Raw genomic sequence first — 22,141 nt, forward strand, 5'->3', positions numbered from 1 at the left:
GGAACGGGACTGTGCTCGGTTCCACCAGGGAGTCGATTGCGTCGGCTCACAGTATTGTCGTGAAGATCGGGTCGTCCGCACTGACCAGTTTGGTCGCGGGCCTCGATACCCATCGGCTTGATCTGTTGGCCGACGCCATCGAAGCCCGCATGCGTGCGGGTTCGGACGTTGTTGTGGTGTCTTCCGGCGCCGTGGGTGCCGGATTGGCTCCGTTGGGACTTACCAAACGACCTCGGGACCTCGCAACAAAGCAGGCGGCAGCCAGCGTCGGACAATTGGCGCTGGCCCATGCGTGGGGTACGTCCTTTGCGCGGTACGGGCGAACGGTGGGGCAGGTTCTACTCACCGCCGACGACATCGCTCGGCGGACGCAACACCGCAACGCTCAGCGAACCCTCGATCGACTGCGGGCATTGCACGCGGTGGCCATCGTCAACGAAAACGACACTGTCGCAACAACAGAACTCCGTTTCGGTGACAATGACCGACTGGCCGCGTTGGTGGCGCACCTGGTCGGCGCAGACGCGCTGATTCTGCTCTCCGATGTCGACGGTCTGTACGACGGTGATCCCCGCAAGGGCAATGCCACCTTGATCCCCGAGGTCAACAGTCCCGAGGATCTTGACGGAGTGGTAGCCGGTTCGGGTGGTGCGCTGGGTACGGGCGGTATGGCGTCCAAGCTCTCCGCTGCCCGCTTGGCTGCCGATTCCGGTGTGCCCGTTCTCCTTGCCGCTGCGTCCGACGCGGCAGCAGCACTGAGCGGGGCCGATGTGGGAACCGCGTTTGCCGCGCGGCCCACGAGGCTCTCGGCCCGCCGATTCTGGGTGCGTCATGCCGCCGATACGCAGGGCGACGTGCATCTCGACGAAGGTGCCGTGCGTGCGGTTGTCACCAAGCGTCGTAGCTTGCTGTCCGCTGGAATCGTCGGTGTCTCAGGCGATTTCCATGCCGGCGACGTGGTGTCTTTGATGGGTCCGGGGGAGAAGCCCGTCGCCCGCGGTGTCGTTGCGTTCGATGCCTCGGAGATCGAAGAAATCCTCGGACGCTCCACCGCGGATCTGCCGGCGGATATGCAGCGTCCGGTTGTTCACGCCGATGACTTGGTAGCGCTGTAGCGCTCACGTGCTACTAGAGCGGAAAGCGCTTCGGTACAACCGATATCGAGTTTGAGGGCGGCGAATTCGTCACCGCGGGTGAGTCCACGATTGACAATCGCAACGGGCTTTCCCGCCTTCGCGGCGTAGCGCACGAATCGTAGTCCAGACATGACGGTTAACGACGAACCGGCAACCAGTACAGCGTCGGCTTCGTCGACCAGGCTGTATGCGCGGGCAACTCGTTCCTTGGGGACGGACTCGCCAAAGTACACGATGTCGGGCTTGAGAATTCCGCCGCACACGCCGCAGTCGACGACTCGGAAATGTGCGGTCGACTCGATGACCGCATCCGCATCCGGTGCTATCTCGACTCCCTTTGCCGCAGCGACAGTTTCGGCAAAGCCGGGATTCGCCTCCTCGAGTCGTTCGGCAAGTGTTGTGCGCGAGATCAGTCGCTGACAGTCCAGGCACCGAACCTGTGCGTAGGTGCCGTGCAGGTCGATGACATTGCGGGCCCCGGCCTTGGTGTGCAAGAGGTCCACGTTCTGGGTGATGACTCCGACGGCGCGGCCACTGCGCTCGAGAGTTGCCACCGCCCGGTGGCCGAGGTTGGGGCGAGAGCTGTCCATGTACCGCCAGCCGATGTGGTTGCGCGCCCAGTAGTGGCGCCGGAACGCGGAGTCGCCGACGAACTGCTGAAAGGTCATCGGATTGCGCGGCGGTGAATCGGGCCCGCGGTAGTCGGGGATTCCGGAATCGGTGGAGATGCCCGCGCCCGTCAAGATTGCGAGTCGGCGCCCGGACAGGAGTTCGGTGAGGGTATCGAGGCGGTTGTCACTGGTCGGCACCGTTCCAGGATAGGCCGTCTGCGTCAGTGACCGGGATAAACGCTTTCCTCCACTTTCAATATATAGCCAACTGGGGGGCTTGCGGCAAGGCCGGGGTAGTGCCGCAGAATGGCTCTTCCGGTCCCTCGTACACAGGGGATCGGAAGAGCCATGGAAGTGGAGGGGCACGTGCCAACTCGAGGGTACGAAGACGAACTGAGCGCCGAGCAGGGTTACGTGGCGGGGCTTTACGCGCGGCTCGATGCCGAGCGTGCGCGAGTGAAGGGCAGGTACACCGCGGCATTGCGGGGAGACGGCGGAAACCTCCTGCAACGCGACGACGAGGTACGCGCGCTTGCCACCGAGGCAAAGCGGCTCGATGTGGCCGACAACGGGCTGTGTTTCGGACGGTTGGACAGCCTCGACGGTGAACACACCTACATCGGTCGCATCGGTCTTCTGGACTCAGGCAACGAGTACGAACCGGTGCTACTCGATTGGCGGGCGCCGGCGTCGCGTCCGTTCTACGTCGCCACTGCGGCTCATCCGGAGAACATGCGTCGACGCCGCCAGTTTCACACGCGTGGGCGTCGTGTGGTCGATTTCACGGACGAGGTACTCGGTCGGCCGGGTGGCGCCGAACGCGGCGACGCGGCCTTGCTCGCGGCGGTCAATGCCCCGCGCGGCAACGGAATGCGTGACATCGTGGCAACGATCCAAGCCGAGCAGGACGACATCGTCCGGCTCGAGCACTCCGGGGTTGTGGTGATCGAGGGCGGTCCGGGAACCGGGAAGACTGTGGTGGCGCTGCACCGCGTCGCGTATCTTCTCTACACCCAGCGGGAGCGGATGGAACGCCACGGTGTGCTGGTGGTCGGGCCCAACCCGGCGTTCCTGACGCACATCGGCCGGGTGCTGCCGTCGCTGGGCGAATCCGATGTGGTGTTCATGACAACGGGTGATCTTGTGCCCGGTTTGAGCGTCACCGCCGAGGACGCTCCGGAAGTCGCCCGAATCAAAGGTTCCCTGAAGTTCCTGAACGTGCTCGCGGCGGCTGTTGCCGACCGGCAACAACTGCCCGCAGAACCTGTGCTGATCGAATTGGCGGACGCGACGGTACGGATCGACGCCGAGACCGCGCAGTGGGCCAGGGAAGAGGCACGCGCCAGTGGTCACGCGCACAACGACGCCCGGGCAGTGTTCACCGAGATACTCACGTGGGCACTCACCGAGCGCGCGATAGCCCGGATCGGCCGGGGCTGGTTGAGCAGGTCGGACCGCGACGCGTGGGAGCAACTGCGGCAGGACCTGATCGAGGAGCTGACGGAACATGCCGGGTTCGTCGCTGCGCTGGACGAATTGTGGCCGATCCTGACGCCGGAAACGCTTCTGGCAGAGCTGTATACGTCAGCTCCGCGGCTGCGAGCGGCGGGCGGCGACGAGGTGCTGCTGCGCGTGGACGGTGACGCGTGGACGGTGTCTGACGTGCCGTTGCTCGACGAACTCGTCGACCTGTTGGGCCGGGACAAACCCGTCGATCAGTCGGCGGAGCAGGAACGTAGGGAAGAAGCCGCCTACGCGGCCGGCGTGCTGGACATGATGATCAGCCGCGAGGACCTGATGGACGACGAGGATCACCTGCTCGCTCAGGACATGTTGTACGCCGAGGATCTGGCCGACCGCTTTGTCGAGCTCGACACTCGGGATCTGGCCGAACGTGCTGCCGCTGACCGGGATTGGACGTACCGGCACGTTGTGGTCGACGAAGCTCAGGAACTGTCCGAAATGGATTGGCGGGTGTTGATGCGGCGTTGCCCTGACCGATCCTTCACGGTGGTGGGGGATCTCGCTCAACGACGGTCGGCGGCGGGTGCGATCACGTGGGGCGCGATGATGGAACCGTACGTGCCGGGGCGCTGGGTCTACCGACCGTTGTCGGTGAACTACCGAACTCCCGCGGAGATCATGAGCGTCGCCGCAGCTGTTCTCGCGGAGTTTGCGCCGTCGGTTTCGCCGCCGGAGTCTGTCCGATCGTGTGGCGTCGCGCCGTGGTCAAAGCGAGTCGAGGGCGGCGAACTGCATTCTGCCATAGAGGAATTCGTACACGAAGAAGCCGGCCGTGAGGGAACCAGTGTTGTCATCGGTCCACCCGGTGTTCCTGGCACGGTGCCGGCGTCGGAGACAAAAGGCTTGGAATTCGACGCCGTTCTGGTCGTGGAACCGGAACGGATCCTCGCGCAGGGCCCTCGGGGCGCGGCCGACCTGTATGTAGCCCTGACCCGAGCCACCCAACGCCTCGGCGTCCTGCATCAGGGCCCCTTGCCGCAGGCCCTGGCCGGACTTGGCGAAGTCTGAGGGGTCAGTAGCCCGCGATCGGATCGACGAGTGCGGCGAGTGTCTCTCCGTTGGCAAACCGCGTCACGTTCTTGGACACGTGATCGGCGAAGGCGGCCGGTCGCACTCCCGGCGGATTGGAATCGTGGGGAGTGATGATGGCATTGGTCAGATCCCACAGCGGGTGGCCGTCTGGTAGCGGTTCGGGATCGGTGACGTCGAGTCCGGCGCCACCGATCCGTTCGGTCGCGATTGCGTCCACCAGCGCGTCGGTATCCAGCAGGGATCCGCGAGCGACATTGATCACCCAGGAATGCGGCTTCATCGCGGCGAGTTGCGCCGCTCCGACGAGGTGGCGTGTTGCGGGCGTTGCCGGGGCCGCGATGACGAAGTGATCTGCGCGAGAGAAGATCTCGTTCATGCGCATTGCGGGGTATGTAGCCACCGCGCCGGGCACAGGACTGCCACTGCGATTGACTGCGATGCTGTCTGCCCCCTGTGCGGCCAGCATCGGAATCAACGCACGGCCGATCCCGCCGGCACCGATGATCCCCACCGTGGAACCTCGCAGCGTGCCGACTTTCGGGAAGAACTCGAACTGACGCCACGTCTTTGCCTCGATGTGGGCGGGCAGATGCCTGACGCCGGCCAAGAGCAACATCAGGGCGTGCTCTGCTACCGACGAAGAGAACGCGCCCGCAGCCGACGTCCACGTGATGTAGGTGTCCTTCGGAATCACCCCAGTCTCGAACCAATCCTCGATCCCGGCGGACGGAAGCTGCACCCACCGGACCGACGGCGGCAACTCCGTCGGAAACGAATCCGGTGATCCGGCCCAGATCAGAGCGTCGGCAGACTCGAGCGGACTGATCAATCCGCCGCCCCGAAGCACTGCACTGTCGAGCAGTGCATCGGGGGCCGGACCGATCGCTACACGTGGTGAGGTGTCAGTCGTCATGGCTTGACGCTACGCGGGCACCTCGACGAGTGGGTAGATTCCGTTCTCGTCATGTACCTCACGCCCGGTGACCGGAGGATTGAACACGCACAGCATCCGCATCTCGGTGTCAGGTTCGACGCGGTGACGCTCGTGCCCGTTGAGCAGGTACATCGATCCGGGTGCGAGATCGTATTCCGTGTTGTTGTCCAGGTCGATCAGCTTTCCGGTGCCTTCGACGAGCCAGACGGCCTCGACATGGTTGGCGTAGTGGAAGGTGTTGACCGATCCGGCCTTGATGGTGGTTTCGTGGAACGAGAATCCGACGCGGTCGCCGCCCAGGACGATGCGCTTGCTGCGCCAGTTGCCGTCCTCGCTGGTGATGTCGCGGTCGGTGTCGGTGATCTCGGTGGTGGTGCGCACGATCATGGGGGAGTTCCTTTCTCTAGCTGCATACCTTGACGGTCGCTTCGGCCAGAATCGACAGGCCGTGTTCGATCTCGTCGTCGGTAATCGTCAGCGCCGGAAGCAATTTCACTACCTGGTCGGACGGGCCGGAGGTTTCCGCCAGCAATCCCTCGTCGAATGCCAGTTGGCAGACCTTGCCGGCCCGCTCGGGCTGCTCGAAGACGAGTCCCTGAACCAGGCCCCGGCCTCGGGTCGAGACCTCGCCGGGGAACTGATCGGCGAGATTGGCGAAGCATTCGCTGATCCGCGCGCCCTTCTTCAGGGTGCTCTTGGTGAGTGCGTCGTCCGACCAGTAGTGATCGAGTGCAACCTTCGACGTCACGAAGGCCGGGTTGTTGCCGCGGAACGTTCCGTTGTGCTCGCCTGGGCCCCACACGTCGAGTTCGCGTTTGAACAGGGTCAGTGCCATCGGCATGCCGTAGCCGCCGATCGACTTCGACAGGGTGACGATATCCGGAACGATGCCTGCCTCTTCGAAGGAGAAGAACGGACCCGTACGGCCACAACCCATTTGGACATCGTCGACGATCAGGAGGATTTCGCGATCGGAGCACAGTGTTGCGAGCGCCCGAAGCCATTCGGGGCGAGCGACATTCACGCCGCCTTCGCCCTGGACAGTTTCGACGATGACTGCGGCGGGACGGTTGATTCCGCTACCCGAATCGTCGAGGACGCGGGAGAACCACTGGAAGTCCTCGGTGACGCCGTCGAAGTAGTTGTCGAACGGCATCGGCGTCGAATGCACGAGGGGGATGCCGGCGCCGGCGCGCTTCATCGAGTTACCGGTGACGGACAACGCACCAAGAGTCATACCGTGGAAAGCGTTGGTGAAGTTGATAATCGCTTCGCGGCCGGTGACCTTGCGGGCCAGTTTGAGTGCAGCTTCGACGGTGTTCGAGCCGGTCGGGCCGGGGAACTGGACTTTGTAGTCCAAGCCGCGGGGTTCGAGGATGGTGCGCTGAAAGGTCTCGAGGAACTCGCGTTTGGCCACTGTGGACATGTCGAGGCCGTGCGTGATGCCGTCGCTCAAGATGTAGTCGACCAGCGCGGATTTGAGCACCGGATTGTTGTGGCCGTAATTGAGTGCGCCGGCGCCGGCGAAGAAATCGAGGTAATCGCGGCCGTTCTCGTCGCGGATCCAGGATCCGGATGCACTGCTGAACACTGCGGGCCAATCACGGCAATAGCTGCGAACCTCGGATTCGAGGGTTTCGAAAATGCTTGCTTCTACGGTATTCATATCTTCTTTGTTCCTCCGGGGCAGGTTGTATACCAGCGCGGAAGCGCGCTAGTTGCCGATTCGGTAGAGATCTTCGGCTTCGTGTCCATCGGGAAAGTTGTTGGGCGAGAACAGGCTCTGCCTACTGATCGGCACATCGCGCCGTCGGGCAAGCGCAGTGAAGAGTGCGATCGAAGCCTCGTTGTCGGGGCTGATCGTCGTCTCCAGGTGCGTAACACCCAGTGGTGCAGTGCGATCCATCAATGAACTCAGCATGCGGCCGGCAATTGCCTTGCCGCGCTGGTCTTCGTCGACGGCCACCTGCCATACGAACAGGGTTTCCTGCTCGCTGGGGCGGGTGTAGCCGGAAACGAATCCGACCACACGTCCGTCTACTTCCGCAACGATGGACGTTGCACTGAAATCCCTGCACCACAACAGGTATGCATAACTCGAATTAAGGTCGAGCACACTTGAATCGCGTGCGATCTGCCAGAGCCGGACTCCGTCATCGATCTGTGGGCTTCGTAACAACACCGCGTCCGGCGCGGTGGTCGGGATAGCTCTCGTATCAACTGGCTTCATCGGTCATCTGAACCTAACAAGCATCGACACAGAAGTCATGCAGATGTCCGTTTAGGGCCGTGTAGAAGCGGGTACGGCCCAGGTGAGGCCATAGATGTGACGGTCCTCACATTATGTAACTTTTGGTGTTGCCCGAGCGACTATTTGGGGCTTGCGAGCGCCAGCGGCAGTATCGAATGTGCACCGGCTTGACGCAATGCGCGGGCAGCCATCGTGAAAGTCCAACCGGTATCGGCAATTGCGTCGACCAGGAGTATCGGGCCACTGTGTGCACTCATATCCGGGACATCCCAGGCGTCGACCAATCCGGACACGCGATAGGCGGAGTTTGCCGCCGAGACAGGCGGGTGCTCGGGACGTAGATGCAGCACTCCCAGATCTGTGAGTCGCCCCACTTGAGCCAACTTTGCGGCGAGGCTGCTGACAAGCAGTGGGTGAGTGGTGGATTCGAGTGCCATCACGCCAGTTGGTCGCTCGGCCCAATCCCAGGCCGCCAGCACACTGATGCAGGCGCTGACCACGGCGTCCGGCACTTCGGCATCGGGGCCGTCGAGCAGCGCGCGGAGGCGCTGGCCCCAGCCCAGATCCGACAGGCGACCGAGGATGCGTCCGGATTCGGCGCCTTCCTTGATCTTTCCCGAAAGGTTGACTCCCAGCTTGCTCAGTCCGGTCGGCCACATCTTGCGAGGTTCGAGGTCGAAACCGGGCCGCTGCAGGCGCTCCCGAGTCTGGTCGAGCGCTGCGCTGTCAACGGTAGTGTCGTAACGCTGACCGGTGCAGTTGTCGCAGCGTCCGCACTGCGAGTTATCCGGAGTGAGTCCGGGATCATCGAGTTGTTCACGGAGAAAAGTCATTCGACAGGTGGTGATGCTCTGGTACTCGACCATAGCGGCCTGCTCGGCCTGGCGGGCTTCGTCGAGACGGCCGTAGCGTTCGGCGTCGTAGACCCACGGTTCGCCTGTGCTGATCCAGCCGCCCTTGACGCGTTTGACGGCGCCGTCGACGTCGAGCACTTTGAGCACCATCTCCAGGCGCGTGCGATTCAGCTCGACCAGGGGTTCCAATGCCGGTGTCGATGTGGCCTTTTCGGTGTCCAGGTGCTCGATCACGCTGCGTACCAGGTGCTCGCGAGGGAAGGCAACCGACGCGAAGTAGCTCCAGATCTGCTTGTCTTCGGCGCCGGGAAGCAGGATGACGTCGGCGCGATCGGTGGAACGGCCGGCGCGGCCGACTTGCTGGTAGTACGAGATCGGCGACGACGGTGCGCCGAGATGGATCACGAACCCGAGATCGGGCTTGTCGAAACCCATTCCGAGAGCCGACGTTGCAACCAGGGCTTTGACGCGGTTACCCAGCAAGTCCTGTTCCAGGGATTCGCGCTCGGTGGGGTCGGTCTGGCCGGTGTAGGCGGCGACGGTATGCCCGCGCTCGGACAGCAGGCTCGCCAGATCGCGAGCAGCTGAGACGGTGAGGGTGTAGATGATGCCGGAACCCGGCAAGGTGTCGAGCATCTGCGCGAGCCAGGCTGCACGTGCCGTCGCCTCGGGAATGTGTACGACGGAAAGGTGCAGCGATTCTCGCTCCAGCCCGCCGCGCAGAATCAGTGTTTCCTCGCCGCCCACCCCGAGTTGTGCCGAGACGTCGGCCACCACGCGGTCGTTAGCAGTAGCCGTGGTCGCGAGGACGGGAATACCGTCGCCGAGTTCGGCGATCAAGGTGCGTATGCGTCGGTAATCCGGACGGAAGTCGTGACCCCAGTCGGACACGCAGTGCGCCTCGTCCACCACAACGAGGCCGGCATCGGCCGCCAGTGACGGCAGCACCTGGTCCCGGAAGTCGGGGTTGTTGAGACGCTCGGGGCTGACCAACAGAACGTCGAGATCGTTGGCCGCCACTCGGGCGTGGATGTCGTCCCACTCGGTGACGTTGCCGGAATTGATGGTGGCGGCTCGCACCCCCGCTCGCTCGGCTGAGGCAACCTGGTTGCGCATGAGGGCCAACAGCGGGGAGACGATAACCGTCGGACCGTGACCGGACGCGCGGAGCAACTTCGCCGAGATGAAGTAGACCGCAGACTTGCCCCACCCGGTGCGCTGCACGACCAGCGCACGCTTGCGCTGCACCACCAGAGCCTCGATAGCCGTCCACTGGTCCTCACGCAGGCTGGCGTCTGGCCCGGCAAGTTCACGGAGCAGACGCTCGGCTTCGTCGCGCAGTACGGGTGCAGTGGTGGCGGTCATGTCCTCCATGGTGCAGGACGGCACCGACAGGCGGGTGTTTCAGGCCTTCGCGATCGGCTGCTGAAGTTCGGTCACCCAACCGTCGACGTCATCCGTGAACACCAAGGTCACCTCGCGGCTCGGCCCCGCAGCGCGGTATCCACCCTGCTCGATCCACTGGGCAAGTGCCTGGTAGGCGGGTAGGCAGTTGTCCATCGACCCCGTGTGCAGAAGCGTCGCCATCCGGTGTTCGGCTGGGAGATCGGTCACGGTGAAGTCGTATTCGTCACTGAGGTCCGTCTCCACCGGCAAAGCGGCATGGACGACGGTGTTCTTGTCGTCGCCCGCATCGTCGTAGTACGCAATCGCGGGGCCCGTCGGAACCAGACCGGCGCGTTCGAGTTCGGCGCCGAGTCGGTCGTAGAGTCCCCGGACTACCGGGCCGATCGACGACGGGTCCATGGACGTGGCGGTGCCGGTCAACTCGGCGACCCGGACAGCAGGCACGGACTTCACGACAACTTCGTAGTCGGTCATTTTTCCCTCATCCTTCTCACTGGAGGTGGCGCTCGATGGAAGATCGGGTGGGCGATGACGCAGCAGCACCGTGCACTGTAGTCGCGAGGGCGCCCGCAACGGCGGCAAAGTGCAAGGCACGGCGTCGGTCGAGTACCCATTCCACCGCGAAGGCACCGGTGAAGGCGTCGCCCGCGCCGGTTGTGTCGACGGGCGTCACGGTCGGGGAGTCCGCGTGAGCAGTGGTCTCGTGATCTCGCAGGTCGGCACCACCCGAGCCGAGTGTCGTCACGAGGTGCGCGACCCGGTCGGTGACCGGGCCGAGCTGCTCCGATTCGGTACGGTTCACGATCAGGATGTCGACGGCGTTGATCAAGTTTTCCGGAAGATCTTGTACCGGTGAGGGATTGAGAATGACCGTGGTGGCGTTGTCTCGGGCGTGGCGCACCGCGGCGACGACGGTGGCCAGCGGTATTTCGAGTTGGCACAGCAGGATGTCCGCCCTGGCAATGGCATCGAGGTCGTCTTCGGTCAACTCGGTGACGGATTCGTTGGCGCCCGCAACAACGATGATGCTGTTTTCCGCAGCGGAGTCGACGGTAATGGCCGCAATTCCGCTGGCACCGTTCACGCTACGCAGGAGTGACGCATCCACCCCGGCCTCGGTGAGGGTGCTGCGCAATTGCGTGCCGAAGCCGTCGTCGCCGACCGCGCCGATGAACGTGACGTCGCCGCCCGCCTTTGCGGCCGCTATCGCCTGATTACTGCCTTTGCCGCCCGCAGCGGTGGCAAAGGCAGTGCCCAGCAGGGTTTCGCCGGGTTCGGGAAATCGGGGGACCGAGGTGGTCAGGTCCATGTTGATGCTGCCGACGACAACGATGCGGGGCTTGCTCATACCTCCAGGTTATCGGCGGCGGCAACTTTCTTGCGTCGAACCCTGCGGATGATCCGCCGTGCCTCCTCGTTGGTGGACACCGCCGGAGGCGAGCCATCGAGTGGCTTGCGTGCCGTCTCCGGAATCAGCAACACGGCAATGCCGCCGACGACTGCCGCGATCATCATGTACATCGGGGCGACAAGATTGCTGCCGGTCGAACTCTCGAGAGCCGTGAGTACCAGGGGAGTGGTACCGCCGAAGATCGCTACGGCGAGGTTGTATCCGATTGCGAGGCCGCCGTACCGGATTCCGGTCGGGAACAGGGCAGGAAGCACCGAGGGAAACACTCCGACGAACAGGAGTAGTAGTCCGCCGAGGATGGCGAGTCCGAGGAAGACGGTGACGTAGTTGCCCACGCCGATCAGCAGGTACGCCGGTAGAGACAATACGAAAAAACCGATGAAGCCGCTGAGCAGCAACGGCTTACGACCTACCCGATCGGAGAGCTTGCCGACGTAGCTGATGCCGACCATCATCACGAGCATGACAACGATCATGAGAACCAGACCGTGGGATTCGTCGTAGCCGAGCGTATTGGTCAGGTAGGTCGGCATGTAGCTGAGCAGGCCGTAGTGAGCGATGTTGTACGTTGCGACGAGAACGATGCACAGAACGAGTGGCCGCCAGTTGTCGACCAGCGTTTCGCGCAGTTTTGTTCCCGTGGATTCGTCGGCGAGAGAACGTTCTTCGGCCTGTTCCATCTGTTGGAATGCGGGTGTCTCTTCCAGTCGAAGGCGCAGGTAGAGACCGATCAGGCCGAGTGGCCCGGCAATGAGAAATGGTATGCGCCAGCCCCATTGGAGCAGCTCTTCCGGACTGACCACGGTCTGGATGATCGTCACGATACCGGCGGCCGCGACATAGCCGGCCAGAGTGCCGAATTCGAGGAAGCTGGCGAAGAAGCCACGACGCTTGTCCGGTGCGTACTCGGCGACAAACGTACTGGCACCGCCGTATTCGCCGCCCGTGGAGAACCCCTGCAGGAGCCGAAGGAGGACGAGCAGTATCGGCGCCGCCATACCGATGGACTCGTAACTCGGTACGAGACCGATGGCAAAGGTGCTGCCGGCCATCAGAATGATCGTGGTGGCCAGGACTTTCTTGCGACCGATGCGGTCACCGAGTGGGCCGAAGAACAGGCCACCCAGCGGCCGGACGATGAAGGCCGCGGCAAAGATCGCGAAGGTCGACAGCAATTGCGCGCTGCCACTGGCCTCCGGAAAGAACACCTTGCCGATCGTGGTGGCCAGATAGGCGTAGACGCCGAAATCGAACCACTCCATGGCATTTCCGAGCATGGTCGCCTTCACGGCCCGTTTCACCGAGGCATCGTCGGTGACGGTGACATCAGGTGATTCGGCCACTTCGAGAGCGCTGATCGAGTTCTCTGGTGTTGTCATGACATGCGCTCCCCAGCGCAATCATCGAACCGAGCGGGGCACGTACCTGATGCACGCATCTTTGTCTTGCCCACTCGCCGATGAGCCGGATGGGAACGTGACGTCCGCGGCCCTGTGGCTCGATGCGACCCCCGTCGCACGGCTCTGGCTCACGGCAGTGTCCGAAGCCCTGGCGGGCTCCGGACGTCCGGCAAGTAAGACACCTACGCTATCAAAGGAACGCGGAAATACCGACTTCCGCGCACCGGTAGTGAGTCCTATCTCTGCATGACAGCGAGGGACTCTGCTTCGAGCACCGGACCGGTAACAGAGATTTCGACATTCGCGGAAGCGACGATCTCTGCACATCCAAGCTGGAATCGCGGGCCACCGTCGAGAATCTTCGAGAACTCGATTTCCGAGGCGGCAAAAACGATCTGGGTGATGCCCGCCCACACCATTGCCGCGCTGCACATCGGACAGGGCTCACCGCTCGCATACATTGTTGCGTTCGTGGTGGAATTGTCTGCGGCGCCGCGGATCGCGACCAATTCTGCGTGAGCTGTCGGGTCACCGGAGGACGTCACCTCGTTGCGACCTTCGGCGATGACGAACCCGGTCTCGTCGATTAGTACGGCGCCGAATGGCCGATTGCCGGCGTCCGAGGCTTCGGCCGCGAGTGCGATTGCACGGCGGAGGTGGATAGTGTTCATGCCGTCAAATCCAGTTCTGTTCCCACTCCTGCTGCACGCGCAACGGAGAGCAAGACTCTCGCTGTGACAAGATCCTGAAGGCCGATTCCGACTGAGTTGAACAATGTGATCTGGTCACTGGATGTGCGTCCCGGTTTCTGTCCGGCAATGACGTGTCCGATTTCGGTGCGGAGGTCATCGGGCGTGATGGCGCCGTCGGCGATGGCGAGCAGAGCATCTCCCGACTTGGCGAGTGTCGTCGATGTGGCGTCGACGAACAGTGATGCGACTCGCATTCCGTTGGAGTCGATTTCGCGCCAATCTCCTCGCGGTGGAGCGCCGACGGCATTGACGTGCAGGCCCGGGTGGAACCAATCGCCCGATACGATCGGAGAATGTGACGGCGTCAGCGTGCACAGAATATCGACAGCCGACGTGACGGCCCTGGGGGATTCAGCTCGCTCGACGGCGAGGTTCAGATCGGCGATACGTTCCTCGAATGTTTGGATTGTGGACGTGGAGCGAGACCAGACGAGTACCTTGTCGATTCCGCGAATGCGTGCAATTGCGCGAGTGTGTTCCACCGCCAGGGTGCCTGCCCCGACAACACCGAGAACAGTGCTCGATTTCCTGGAAAGATATTCCGTGGCAACAGCACTGGCTGCGGCAGTACGGATCGCGGTGATGGCTCGCCCGTCGAGTACCGCTTCGCATTCTCCGGTTTCGGCGCAGGTGAGAATGATCGTCGAGCGCTGCGTCGGCAGTGCGCGAGCGGCATTGGCGGGCATGTCCGAGAGAAGTTTGACCGAACTCGACTGCGCCGTTGACGCCGTCATCGGAATTGCGTTTCCACCGTGGGGCAACGGCATCGCTATCGGTTGTGGATTGACTGCCGCACCGCGAGCAAGGTCGGCGTGAGCGCGTTCGACTGCGGCGTAGATCTTGCTGCGGTCGATCAGCCTCGTGATGTCGGAGTGGTTGAGAATCAATGTCATGAAGGGTCCTTATCGGCTGTTGCCGGTGTAGGGAATGGTCAGGCAGGACGGTGCGCTACGACCGCCGATGAATCCGCTGATCGCCACGATCGCGATGACGTACGGCAGCATGACCAGCAGTGCGTAGGGAATGTCGATGCCGAGAGCAGGTAATGCGAATTGCAGTGCTTGCGCGAACCCGAAGAACATGCAGGCATAGACGATGCCGAGAATCCGCCAGCCCCCTGCGATGACGGCCACCACTGCGAGGTAACCGAGGCCGCCCGTCATGTTGTCGCTGAACGAATGCACTTCCGAGAGTGCAAGTTGCGAGCCGGCCAAACCGCCCGCGGCAGCGGCAAGAAGGACGCACAGGTACCGAACACGTCGCACCGGTAGTCCGGTCCACTCCGCCGAGAGTGCATCCTCGCCGACGGCGTCGACGGTGAGACCTGGCAGCGTCCGCTTCGAGAACAGAACTGCCATCCCGATGACGAGTGCTATGCAGAGGTATCCGAGAAGTGTCTGACCGAACAACGCCGGCCCCACAAGAGGTATATCGCTGAGCACAGGGATATCCACGGCGTGGAATCCGTCGATCGACTGCCCTTTGCCGTCGGACAGGAGAACTCGGGATCCGAAGGTGGTCAGACCCAGCGCAAGAGCATTCCCGGCGACGCCGATGACGATCTGATCTGCGCGCAGGCGAATGCTCAGATGTGCCTGCGCGATACCGAAGACGGTTGCCGCGATGACACCGGCCACGACGCCCAAGACGGGAGAACCGGTGGTAACCGTCGCGAGAACGCTCGCGAAGGCCCCGGTGAGCATCATTCCCTCCATACTCAGATTGAGCACCCCGGCGCGTTCACTGATCGATTCGCCACTTGCCGCAACCAGCAGGGGAATGGCGAAGCTGACTCCGCTGGAGATGATTCCGGTGATCACTGCAGTACTCATACCGATACACCTTCCTTGCTCGGTGCGGGCTTTCTCGGGCGCACGGCCGACGTCGTGGTCCACAGTGCGCTGCCGGCAATGAGAATGATGAGAACGGATTCGATCACCGACACCGTTGCCGCGGGAACCCCCACTGCCAATTGGAGATTGATACCGCCGGAGACGAGGAATCCGAGAAGAAGTGAGACGACGGCGACCGCCGTCATGGACCCACGCGCGAGCAAACCGACAACAAGTCCGGTGAACCCCAATCCCGACGAGAAGCCTTCGGCCAGAATGAACGGTGCGGTGGCGACGATCATGCCCCCGGCGACTCCGGAAAAGGCCCCGGCGACAGTCAGACTCAGGAATCGGGTTCGATCGACGGGAATTCCGAGTCGGTGCGAAGCGTGCTGTGACAGGCCGACCGACTTCAGTTTCAGCCCGACAGCACTTCGCTGAAGTAGAACTCCGACCGCGATGACTGCGACGAGAGCAATGAGGAGCGCAATGGTTGCGGGTGACTTGTGCAAGCCGAGTAGTGCGAGTTGGCCGGATTCTCTCAGTTGCTCGGACTGCGGGAGAGTTTCCGACGACGTGACAGGCTGGCGCAACAGCGCCGGTTCGTGAACAACGAGTACGACGGCTGCAAGACCGACGAAGTTGAGTAGGAGAGTCGTGATGATCTCGCTCGTACCGCGTCGAACCTTCAGATACGCGGCGATCGACGCCCAGAAGGCGCCGCCGACGGCAGCAGCCGTCAGAACAGCGACGATTCCTACCCCCGCGGGAAGCTCCTCCGGGAGCGAGACACCGACCGCTGTCGCACAGATGCCTCCCAGTGCCATCTGGCCTTCTCCACCGACGTTGACCAAGCCCGCGCGGTAGGCGATGGTGAAGCCCGCAGCGATGAGCATGAGCAGCGCCGCGTTGTTCAGGGAGGTGCCGACGGCAAAGGGTGTTCCGAACATGCCGTCCATGAGCGCTTCGGTGGCTTCGGCCGGGCCAGCACCGGCGGCTGCGGCCAGCAGGAGACCGACCAGCGCGGCAATCGCGAGCGCGGCTGATCCGATGACCACTGGGTGTCGTCTCACGCTGCCACTCCCATCATCAGTTCGGAGATCTTGTCCTGTGCGGTATCGGAATTCGCGTCTATCGGGCCGAGCAACTGCCCGCGGTAGGCGACGAGGATCCTGTCGCACACGGCCATCAGTTCGTCCAATTCACTGGAGATGACCAGTACGGCAGCCCCGGCGTCGGCGACCCGGCGGAGTCGCTCGAGTACAAAGCCAACTGCACCGATATCGAGGCCACGGGTCGGTTGCGCTGCCACGACCGCTGCGAGCCCGTCGATCGAGAGTTCCCGGGCGAGTACAACTTTCTGCTGATTACCCCCGGACAACGAGTGCATCGGAGCGTCGGGGCCATCGGTGTGGATGGAGTATTCGGCGATCGCGCTCGCCGTACGAGCACGCATCCTGGCGCGGTCGAGCAGTCCGAAACGTGTGTAATCCTTCAATCGGCCGAGAAGCAGGTTGTCGGTGACGGTCAGTGCGGAGACGATCCCCTCAGCGTGACGATCTTCGGGGACCACTCCGAGACCGACCCCGGTTCGTGCTGCGGGGTCGAAGCCGGTGATGTCCACAGCGCCGAGAATGGTTTTCCCGGTCTCTGCCCTGATTGCGCCGGAGAGGATCGAAGCCAGCTCGCTCTGGCCGTTACCTTCGACGCCCGCGATGCCGACGATCTCACCGCGGTAGACGGTCAGATCGACACCGGTCAGCGCTTCGCTTCGATCCGGGCGCGTGAACGAGATGTTCTCGAGAACGAGCCCGGGTTCGGAGGAAGCGGGGCGCCTGACAACACGGGCATGGGAGAGTGGCGCTGCCGAACCCACCATGTCGGTGAGAAGTTCGGAAATCGATCTCTCGGCGAGAAGTCCACCGCCACTGACTTTTCCGCCGCGCAGTACCGTCGCCGCGTCGGCTGCACGGGCGACCTCACCGAGTTTGTGTGTGATGAGCACGACGGATTTACCGGCAGCGGCCAGTGCGTGACAGGTTCCGATCAGGGTGTCGATCTCACCGGGGTCGAGGACGGCAGTCGGTTCGTCGAGTAGCACCAATTCGGGATCGCGTAGGAGAGCCTTGACAATTTCGACTTTCTGGCGGGATCCGACGGGCAGGTCGGACGTCAGCGCGTCGAGATCGACTGTCAGTCCGTACTGCTGCGAGATGACGTCGAGCTTGGCGGTCAGTGCATCGACGGGAAGCCGAAAACCCCTGGCGCCGAGTATGAGATTCTCCCGGACGGTCATGGTCGGAATCAGCGAAAAGTGTTGATGGACCATCGCGATTCCCGCAGCGATGGCGTCGGCGGGCGAATCCGGCGCATAGGCCTGGCCGTCGAGTGTCATCGTGCCTGACGACGGTGAGGTCGAGCCGAAGACGATGTTGCAGAGTGTGGACTTTCCCGCACCGTTCTCGCCGAGAATGCAGTGCACCGAACCCGGCGCGACGGTCATGGTGACATCGGCCAACGCGGATACCGATCCGAACCGCTTGCCGATGCCGTTCAGTGTCAATGTGGCCATTGATCAGTACAACTTCGCGGTGCCGTCAACCACAGTGGCCTTGGCCTGTGTCAACGCCGCGGCGGCTGCCGGATCGTTGCTGCACAGCAGGTAGTCGGTACCGCCCTTGTCGGATCTGAGCCCGAAGGGAACCTGTTCGGCGGCCCACGTTCCGTCGAGTGTCGAGGACACCGCGTATTCGATTTCGGTTCCGATATCGGTGCGGACATAGCCGACATAGGTGGGATCACTGCAGTCGCCGGGAATAGGTCCGCCGCTCATCGTTGCGCCGGCTTCGCGTGCTGCCTGCTGCAAACCCTGCTTGCCGAGGTTGACGATCTGTCCGAGAACGTCAGCGCCACCGGCAAATTCGGCCCCGGCGGCTTGCTTGGCCTTGGCAGGGTCGTTGAAGTCGCCGACATATTGTGGGCTCAGGACTCGAATATCAGGGCGCGTCAGGGTGGCTCCGGATTGGAATGCCGATGCTGCGTTGACAATTGCGGGGAGTTCGACGCCGCCGACAAATCCGACTACGCCGGTCTTGGACACGCTCGCAGCAACTGCGCCGGAAAGGAATTCGGCTTCGGCTTGCTGGGGGTCGTAGTATGCCAGGTTGTCGAGCGGAACCGCGTCGGCAGGGCCGCCGATTTCCACGAACTTGACGTCTGGGAATTGTGCGGCGATCTTTCGCACGTCGGCGTCGGTTTGCCCGCCGACGGAGATGACCAGGTCGTTTGTCGACGCGAATCGCTGAAGGGCCTGCTGGTAGTCCGCTGCGGCGACTTGCTCGACGTAACTGGCGTCGATCCGGTCGCCGTACGTCTCGATCATTCGCTGGTAGCCGAGGAAGCCGGACTCCATGAAGCCCGTGTCCGAGATCGAACCGGGAAAGAAGACGCCCACGGAGAGTGCGTCTCCCGCTGATTCCGCGTCGGTAGAACTGCAGGAAGTAACAGTCAAGGCGGTGGCTGCGAGCGCTACGAGTGCGAGAGGAATTTTCATGCGGGTCTCCTGAGGTCCATGCGTGCAATTAGCGGTATACCGTTAAGTAGAAGAATGCGGGACCGTTATTTCGTCGGTGTTACCGATACGTAAGGGACTGCACACCGCGCTTGCGGGAATCGCGCACCGCTACGCTCAACTCGAGTGCAGGAGAAGATCGAAGGAGTGCCCGTGTCGACAGAGGTTCCGGTGGATACTCGAAAGTCATTGCGAGACATCGCCTACGATGAGATTCGTGACCGCATTGTCAATTTGGCGCTGGCCCCGGGGACCCGATTGGTCGAACGTGATCTGGCTGCAGAATTGAATGTTTCCCGCATCCCGCTGCGCGAGGCACTCTCGCTGCTACAGCAGGACGGACTGGTTGTTCTGGTGCCGAGGCAGGGCGCGATCGTCGCTCCGTTCACCGTCGACGACGTGCGGGATCTCTTCGATGTCCGCGAGAGTCTCGAAGTGCTCGCGGCGAGGCTGGCCGCCGAACGCGTCGACGAGGATTCCCTGAAAGCGCTTGCCGCCCAGCTCGAAACTGCGCGGGCGGCAACCGCTTTGAACGACAAGCCGGCCATAGCCGCGGCAAACGCGCGGTTCCACTCGATGATTGTCGAGATGTCGGCGAACCCGCTGCTCGAGTCGCTGCTCCGGCCACTCGAAGCGCGTGTCCAGTGGCTGTTTCATCTCACCAAGGACCGCGACCCCGGGCAGCAGTGCGCCGAACACGAACACCTCTATTCGGCGATAGCCGACCGCGATCCGGATCGCGCTGCCGCATCCGCATTTTCACATGTCCATTCCGGCCGGGAAATGAGCTTGCACCTGGCGTCGATCTGGGCAGGCAGCAGCATCGATCCCGTCGAAGCGACCAAGACTCGACGCCGCGGGCGCCTCCGAAGCTGAGGCGCCGGCGGCCTGTCGTCAGTAGGCGCGGGCGTACTGCGACGGAACCCGCGGCCCTACCTCGGCATTCAACTCGCGAGCGGCGCGGCGCGCCCAGTACGGATCCCGGAGGAGTTCGCGTCCCAGCAGCACGGCCACCGCACTGCCGTCCTCGATGATCTCCTCGGCCTGCTCGGGTTCGGTGATCAGTCCGACTGCCGCCGCGGGAACCAGGGATTCGTTCTGGATGCGGCGGGCGAAGGGAACCTGGTAGCCGGGCCCGACCGGGATCTGCGCTCCCGGTGAGTTGCCGCCAGTGGAGACGTCGACAAGGTCTACGCCGTAGTCGGTGAGGATGTTGGCAAGCGCCACAGTCTGATCCGCGGTCCAACTGTCAACCTCGAGCCCACGTTCCTCGCTCAGCTCGTGAAATTCCCCGTCGCGTCGCTCCACCCAATCGGTGGCAGACACACGCACGAACAGCGGCAGCTCGGCCGGCCACACTTCTCGAACAGCCGTGAGGATTTCGAGGAGGAAACGGATGCGGTTCTCGAAGCTACCGCCGTAGTGATCTGTTCGCTTGTTGCTGAGTGGCGAGAGGAACTGGTGGATCAGGTATCCGTGTGCCGCGTGAATTTCGACGACCTTGAACTCCGCTTGGAGAGCGCGGGTGGCTGCCGCCGCGAAGTCGGCGACAATGCCGGCAATCGCATCCGTTGTCAGTTCCGTCGGCGGGGTGTAATCGCCGAATGCCACCGCGCTGGGGGCGACGGTGTTCCACGACAGACGGTCGTCTGCGTCGAGGGATCTGCCGCCACGCCACGGAACCTTCGTCGACGCCTTCCGGCCGGCATGCGCCAGCTGAATTCCGGGCACGGCACCGAAGTACGCGAGCTGCGCGTTGATCTCCGCAAACGCGCGAGCCTGCCGCTCGTTCCAGATACCGAGATCGGCCGGGCTGATTCGTCCCTCCGGGCTCACAGCGGTCGCCTCGGTGAGAATCAACCCGACACCACCGATTGCGCGGCTCGCCAGATGCGTTCGATGCCAGTCGTTGGGCACACCTACCTGATCTCCGATGACATCAGCGGAGTACTGGCACATGGGCGCCATCCACACGCGGTTGGGAAAGGTGACGCCGCGGAGGGTGAGAGGTTCGAACAGCACGCTCACGAAGTAACTCCTGATTCGAGGAAGAACGGAAAGTCGGTTGATCCCGTGCAACAGCGGCACCAGTCCGAATCATTCCCGAAAGGAACGCGTCGGAGTCAATGGCTAATGTGTATTCATGACTGCTGTAACTTCCACCGGCTCGGACACTCGCGACGTCGTGCACGAGGCTGCCCGCCGGGCACGCAAGGCTTCGCGTGTCCTGGCGTTGCTGACAACAGCACAGAAGGACCAAGCGCTCCACGCCGCGGCCGACGCAGTTCTTGCCGCCAGTGATCAGATCCTCGCGGCAAATGCCGTCGACATCGACACGGCGAAGGCTGCGGGTACCGAGGAATCGCTGCTCGACCGTTTGCGTCTGACAGCCGATCGGATCGAAGGCATCGCGTCGGGCCTGCGCCAGGTTGCCGGATTACCCGACCCCATCGGTGAAGTTCTCCGCGGATCCACACTGCCCAACGGCCTGGAACTGCGTCAGCAGCGCGTCCCGCTCGGTGTTGTCGGCATGGTGTACGAGGCTCGCCCCAACGTCACGGTGGACGCGTTCGGTCTGACCCTGAAGTCGGGAAATGCTGCACTGCTTCGCGGTTCGTCGTCGGCAGTCAAATCCAACGAAGCTCTGGTGGTTGCTCTTCGCGCGTCGTTGGCTGCGCAGGAACTCCCCGAAGACGCCGTTCAACTTCTGCCGAGCGCCGACCGGGCAACCGTGACGCACCTGATTCAGGCTCGCGGTCTCGTGGACGTTGTCATCCCGCGCGGCGGCGCCGGCCTGATCAGTGCCGTCGTTCGTGACGCCACGGTTCCGACTATCGAGACCGGCGTCGGAAACTGCCACGTCTACGTGCACTCCGCTGCCGATCTGCTGATGGCCGAGAAGATCGTGCTCAACTCCAAGACCCGTCGGCCCAGCGTGTGCAACACCGCCGAGACGATTCTGGTCGACGCTGCGATCGCGGACACGGCAGTGCCGAAGCTGCTGCAGGCGCTGCAGATGCACGACGTCGTAGTTCACGGAGATCTGCCCGAACTCGTTCCGGCCACCGAGGACGATTGGTCGAAGGAGTACCTCACGCTCGACGTCGCCCTCAAAGTCGTCAAGGACTTGGACGAGGCAGTCGAGCACATCGACACGTACGGCACCGGCCACACCGAGGCAATCGTGACGTCGGATCTCTCGGCAGCCCGCGAGTTCACCGCTCGCGTCGACGCAGCAGCCGTCATGGTCAATGCATCCACGGCCTTCACCGACGGTGAGCAGTTCGGATTCGGAGCCGAGATCGGTATCTCGACGCAAAAACTTCACGCACGCGGCCCCATGGGGTTGCCGGAACTGACGTCCACCAAGTGGATCGTCTGGGGCGACGGACACACCCGACCCGCCTGAAAAGTTCACCCAGACTT

General features: G+C 63.0%; 20 protein-coding genes. 4 read left to right on the forward strand and 16 right to left on the reverse strand.

Annotated features, from left to right (window positions below):
* Positions 1-11: 11 nt before the first annotated feature.
* Positions 12-1,115: a glutamate 5-kinase gene (gene proB, locus FFI94_RS10195; protein ID WP_138872845.1), complete on the forward strand. Its 1,104-nt coding sequence runs from the start codon at positions 12-14 to the stop codon at positions 1,113-1,115.
* On the opposite strand, the gene FFI94_RS10200 is transcribed toward proB, so the two are convergent.
* Positions 1,088-1,945: an NAD-dependent protein deacetylase gene (locus FFI94_RS10200; protein ID WP_138872846.1), complete on the reverse strand. Its 858-nt coding sequence runs from the start codon at positions 1,943-1,945 to the stop codon at positions 1,088-1,090. The two genes, proB and FFI94_RS10200, sit on opposite strands and share 28 nt — an antisense overlap.
* 168 nt (positions 1,946-2,113) lie before the next feature.
* On the opposite strand from FFI94_RS10200, the gene helR reads away from it, so the two are divergent.
* On the forward strand, positions 2,114-4,279 hold the full coding sequence (gene helR / locus FFI94_RS10205; protein WP_185993172.1) for an RNA polymerase recycling motor ATPase HelR: 2,166 nt from the start codon (positions 2,114-2,116) through the stop codon (positions 4,277-4,279).
* Positions 4,280-4,283: 4 nt separating this feature from the next.
* Here helR and FFI94_RS10210 read toward each other — a convergent pair whose 3' ends face one another.
* The 14 genes from FFI94_RS10210 to FFI94_RS10275 all read right to left on the reverse strand — a co-directional run bounded on the left by FFI94_RS10210 (position 4,284) and on the right by FFI94_RS10275 (position 18,697).
* Entirely contained in the window at positions 4,284-5,216 is a 933-nt protein-coding gene (locus tag FFI94_RS10210) for a D-isomer specific 2-hydroxyacid dehydrogenase family protein (protein WP_138872847.1), read from the reverse strand.
* Positions 5,217-5,225: 9 nt separating this feature from the next.
* Positions 5,226-5,624, reverse strand: coding sequence for an ectoine synthase (locus tag FFI94_RS10215; RefSeq protein ID WP_033232898.1), 399 nt, complete (start codon positions 5,622-5,624; stop codon positions 5,226-5,228).
* Positions 5,625-5,640: 16 nt separating this feature from the next.
* The gene (ectB, locus tag FFI94_RS10220; RefSeq protein WP_138872848.1) at positions 5,641-6,903 is read right to left on the reverse strand and encodes a diaminobutyrate--2-oxoglutarate transaminase; all 1,263 of its coding nucleotides are present in this window, start codon (positions 6,901-6,903) and stop codon (positions 5,641-5,643) included.
* 48 nt (positions 6,904-6,951) lie between these two features.
* Positions 6,952-7,467 carry a diaminobutyrate acetyltransferase gene (ectA, locus tag FFI94_RS10225; RefSeq protein WP_138872849.1) on the reverse strand — a complete coding sequence of 172 codons (516 nt, stop codon included), beginning with the start codon at positions 7,465-7,467 and terminating at the stop codon, positions 6,952-6,954.
* A gap of 140 nt (positions 7,468-7,607) precedes the next feature.
* Positions 7,608-9,707, reverse strand: a complete 2,100-nt coding sequence (locus FFI94_RS10230) for a DEAD/DEAH box helicase (protein ID WP_138872850.1) — start codon at positions 9,705-9,707, stop codon at positions 7,608-7,610.
* A 39-nt stretch (positions 9,708-9,746) separates the two neighbouring features.
* Positions 9,747-10,223: a GyrI-like domain-containing protein gene (locus tag FFI94_RS10235; RefSeq protein ID WP_138872851.1), complete on the reverse strand. Its 477-nt coding sequence runs from the start codon at positions 10,221-10,223 to the stop codon at positions 9,747-9,749.
* 16 nt (positions 10,224-10,239) lie between these two features.
* On the reverse strand, positions 10,240-11,097 hold the full coding sequence (locus tag FFI94_RS10240) for a ribokinase (protein WP_138872852.1): 858 nt from the start codon (positions 11,095-11,097) through the stop codon (positions 10,240-10,242).
* On the reverse strand, positions 11,094-12,539 hold the full coding sequence (locus tag FFI94_RS10245; protein ID WP_138872853.1) for an MFS transporter: 1,446 nt from the start codon (positions 12,537-12,539) through the stop codon (positions 11,094-11,096). Before FFI94_RS10245 ends, FFI94_RS10240 begins: the two co-directional genes overlap by 4 nt.
* 257 nt (positions 12,540-12,796) lie before the next feature.
* Positions 12,797-13,231: a nucleoside deaminase gene (locus FFI94_RS10250; RefSeq protein ID WP_138872855.1), complete on the reverse strand. Its 435-nt coding sequence runs from the start codon at positions 13,229-13,231 to the stop codon at positions 12,797-12,799.
* Entirely contained in the window at positions 13,228-14,205 is a 978-nt protein-coding gene (locus FFI94_RS10255) for an ornithine cyclodeaminase family protein (RefSeq protein ID WP_138872856.1), read from the reverse strand. Before FFI94_RS10255 ends, FFI94_RS10250 begins: the two co-directional genes overlap by 4 nt.
* 9 nt (positions 14,206-14,214) lie before the next feature.
* Positions 14,215-15,144 (reverse strand): ABC transporter permease, encoded by a 930-nt coding sequence (locus FFI94_RS10260; protein WP_138872857.1) that lies wholly within the window; start codon positions 15,142-15,144, stop codon positions 14,215-14,217.
* Complete coding sequence (locus tag FFI94_RS10265) at positions 15,141-16,217, reverse strand: ABC transporter permease (protein WP_260683984.1); 1,077 nt, start codon at positions 16,215-16,217, stop codon at positions 15,141-15,143. Before FFI94_RS10265 ends, FFI94_RS10260 begins: the two co-directional genes overlap by 4 nt.
* Positions 16,214-17,716 (reverse strand): ABC transporter ATP-binding protein, encoded by a 1,503-nt coding sequence (locus tag FFI94_RS10270; RefSeq protein WP_138872858.1) that lies wholly within the window; start codon positions 17,714-17,716, stop codon positions 16,214-16,216. The genes FFI94_RS10265 and FFI94_RS10270 overlap by 4 nt, the downstream gene beginning before the upstream one ends.
* A 3-nt stretch (positions 17,717-17,719) precedes the next feature.
* Positions 17,720-18,697 carry a BMP family ABC transporter substrate-binding protein gene (locus FFI94_RS10275; protein ID WP_138872859.1) on the reverse strand — a complete coding sequence of 326 codons (978 nt, stop codon included), beginning with the start codon at positions 18,695-18,697 and terminating at the stop codon, positions 17,720-17,722.
* A 171-nt stretch (positions 18,698-18,868) separates the two neighbouring features.
* On the opposite strand from FFI94_RS10275, the gene FFI94_RS10280 reads away from it, so the two are divergent.
* The gene (locus FFI94_RS10280) at positions 18,869-19,591 is read left to right on the forward strand and encodes a GntR family transcriptional regulator (RefSeq protein WP_260683986.1); all 723 of its coding nucleotides are present in this window, start codon (positions 18,869-18,871) and stop codon (positions 19,589-19,591) included.
* Positions 19,592-19,609: 18 nt separating this feature from the next.
* On the opposite strand, the gene FFI94_RS10285 is transcribed toward FFI94_RS10280, so the two are convergent.
* Positions 19,610-20,743: an NADH:flavin oxidoreductase/NADH oxidase gene (locus FFI94_RS10285; protein ID WP_138872860.1), complete on the reverse strand. Its 1,134-nt coding sequence runs from the start codon at positions 20,741-20,743 to the stop codon at positions 19,610-19,612.
* A 115-nt stretch (positions 20,744-20,858) separates the two neighbouring features.
* Between FFI94_RS10285 and FFI94_RS10290 the strand changes: the two genes are divergently transcribed.
* Positions 20,859-22,124, forward strand: coding sequence for a glutamate-5-semialdehyde dehydrogenase (locus tag FFI94_RS10290; RefSeq protein ID WP_138872861.1), 1,266 nt, complete (start codon positions 20,859-20,861; stop codon positions 22,122-22,124).
* Positions 22,125-22,141 lie beyond the last annotated feature (17 nt).

Source organism: Rhodococcus sp. KBS0724 (genome assembly GCF_005938745.2).
Taxonomy (GTDB): domain Bacteria; phylum Actinomycetota; class Actinomycetes; order Mycobacteriales; family Mycobacteriaceae; genus Rhodococcus_F.

Excerpts from the sequence above, each read along its gene's own strand:
- FFI94_RS10210 (WP_138872847.1), bottom strand. The coding sequence starts at position 5,216 with ATGACGACTGACACCTCACCACGTGTAGCGATCGGTCCGGCCCCCGAT.
- FFI94_RS10215 (WP_033232898.1), bottom strand. The coding sequence starts at position 5,624 with ATGATCGTGCGCACCACCACCGAGATCACCGACACCGACCGCGACATC.
- ectB (WP_138872848.1), bottom strand. The coding sequence starts at position 6,903 with ATGAATACCGTAGAAGCAAGCATTTTCGAAACCCTCGAATCCGAGGTT.
- ectA (WP_138872849.1), bottom strand. The coding sequence starts at position 7,467 with ATGAAGCCAGTTGATACGAGAGCTATCCCGACCACCGCGCCGGACGCG.
- FFI94_RS10230 (WP_138872850.1), bottom strand. The coding sequence starts at position 9,707 with ATGACCGCCACCACTGCACCCGTACTGCGCGACGAAGCCGAGCGTCTG.
- FFI94_RS10235 (WP_138872851.1), bottom strand. The coding sequence starts at position 10,223 with ATGACCGACTACGAAGTTGTCGTGAAGTCCGTGCCTGCTGTCCGGGTC.
- FFI94_RS10240 (WP_138872852.1), bottom strand. The coding sequence starts at position 11,097 with ATGAGCAAGCCCCGCATCGTTGTCGTCGGCAGCATCAACATGGACCTG.
- FFI94_RS10245 (WP_138872853.1), bottom strand. The coding sequence starts at position 12,539 with ATGACAACACCAGAGAACTCGATCAGCGCTCTCGAAGTGGCCGAATCA.
- FFI94_RS10250 (WP_138872855.1), bottom strand. The coding sequence starts at position 13,231 with ATGAACACTATCCACCTCCGCCGTGCAATCGCACTCGCGGCCGAAGCC.
- FFI94_RS10255 (WP_138872856.1), bottom strand. The coding sequence starts at position 14,205 with ATGACATTGATTCTCAACCACTCCGACATCACGAGGCTGATCGACCGC.
- FFI94_RS10260 (WP_138872857.1), bottom strand. The coding sequence starts at position 15,144 with ATGAGTACTGCAGTGATCACCGGAATCATCTCCAGCGGAGTCAGCTTC.
- FFI94_RS10270 (WP_138872858.1), bottom strand. The coding sequence starts at position 17,716 with ATGGCCACATTGACACTGAACGGCATCGGCAAGCGGTTCGGATCGGTA.
- FFI94_RS10275 (WP_138872859.1), bottom strand. The coding sequence starts at position 18,697 with ATGAAAATTCCTCTCGCACTCGTAGCGCTCGCAGCCACCGCCTTGACT.
- FFI94_RS10290 (WP_138872861.1), top strand. The coding sequence starts at position 20,859 with ATGACTGCTGTAACTTCCACCGGCTCGGACACTCGCGACGTCGTGCAC.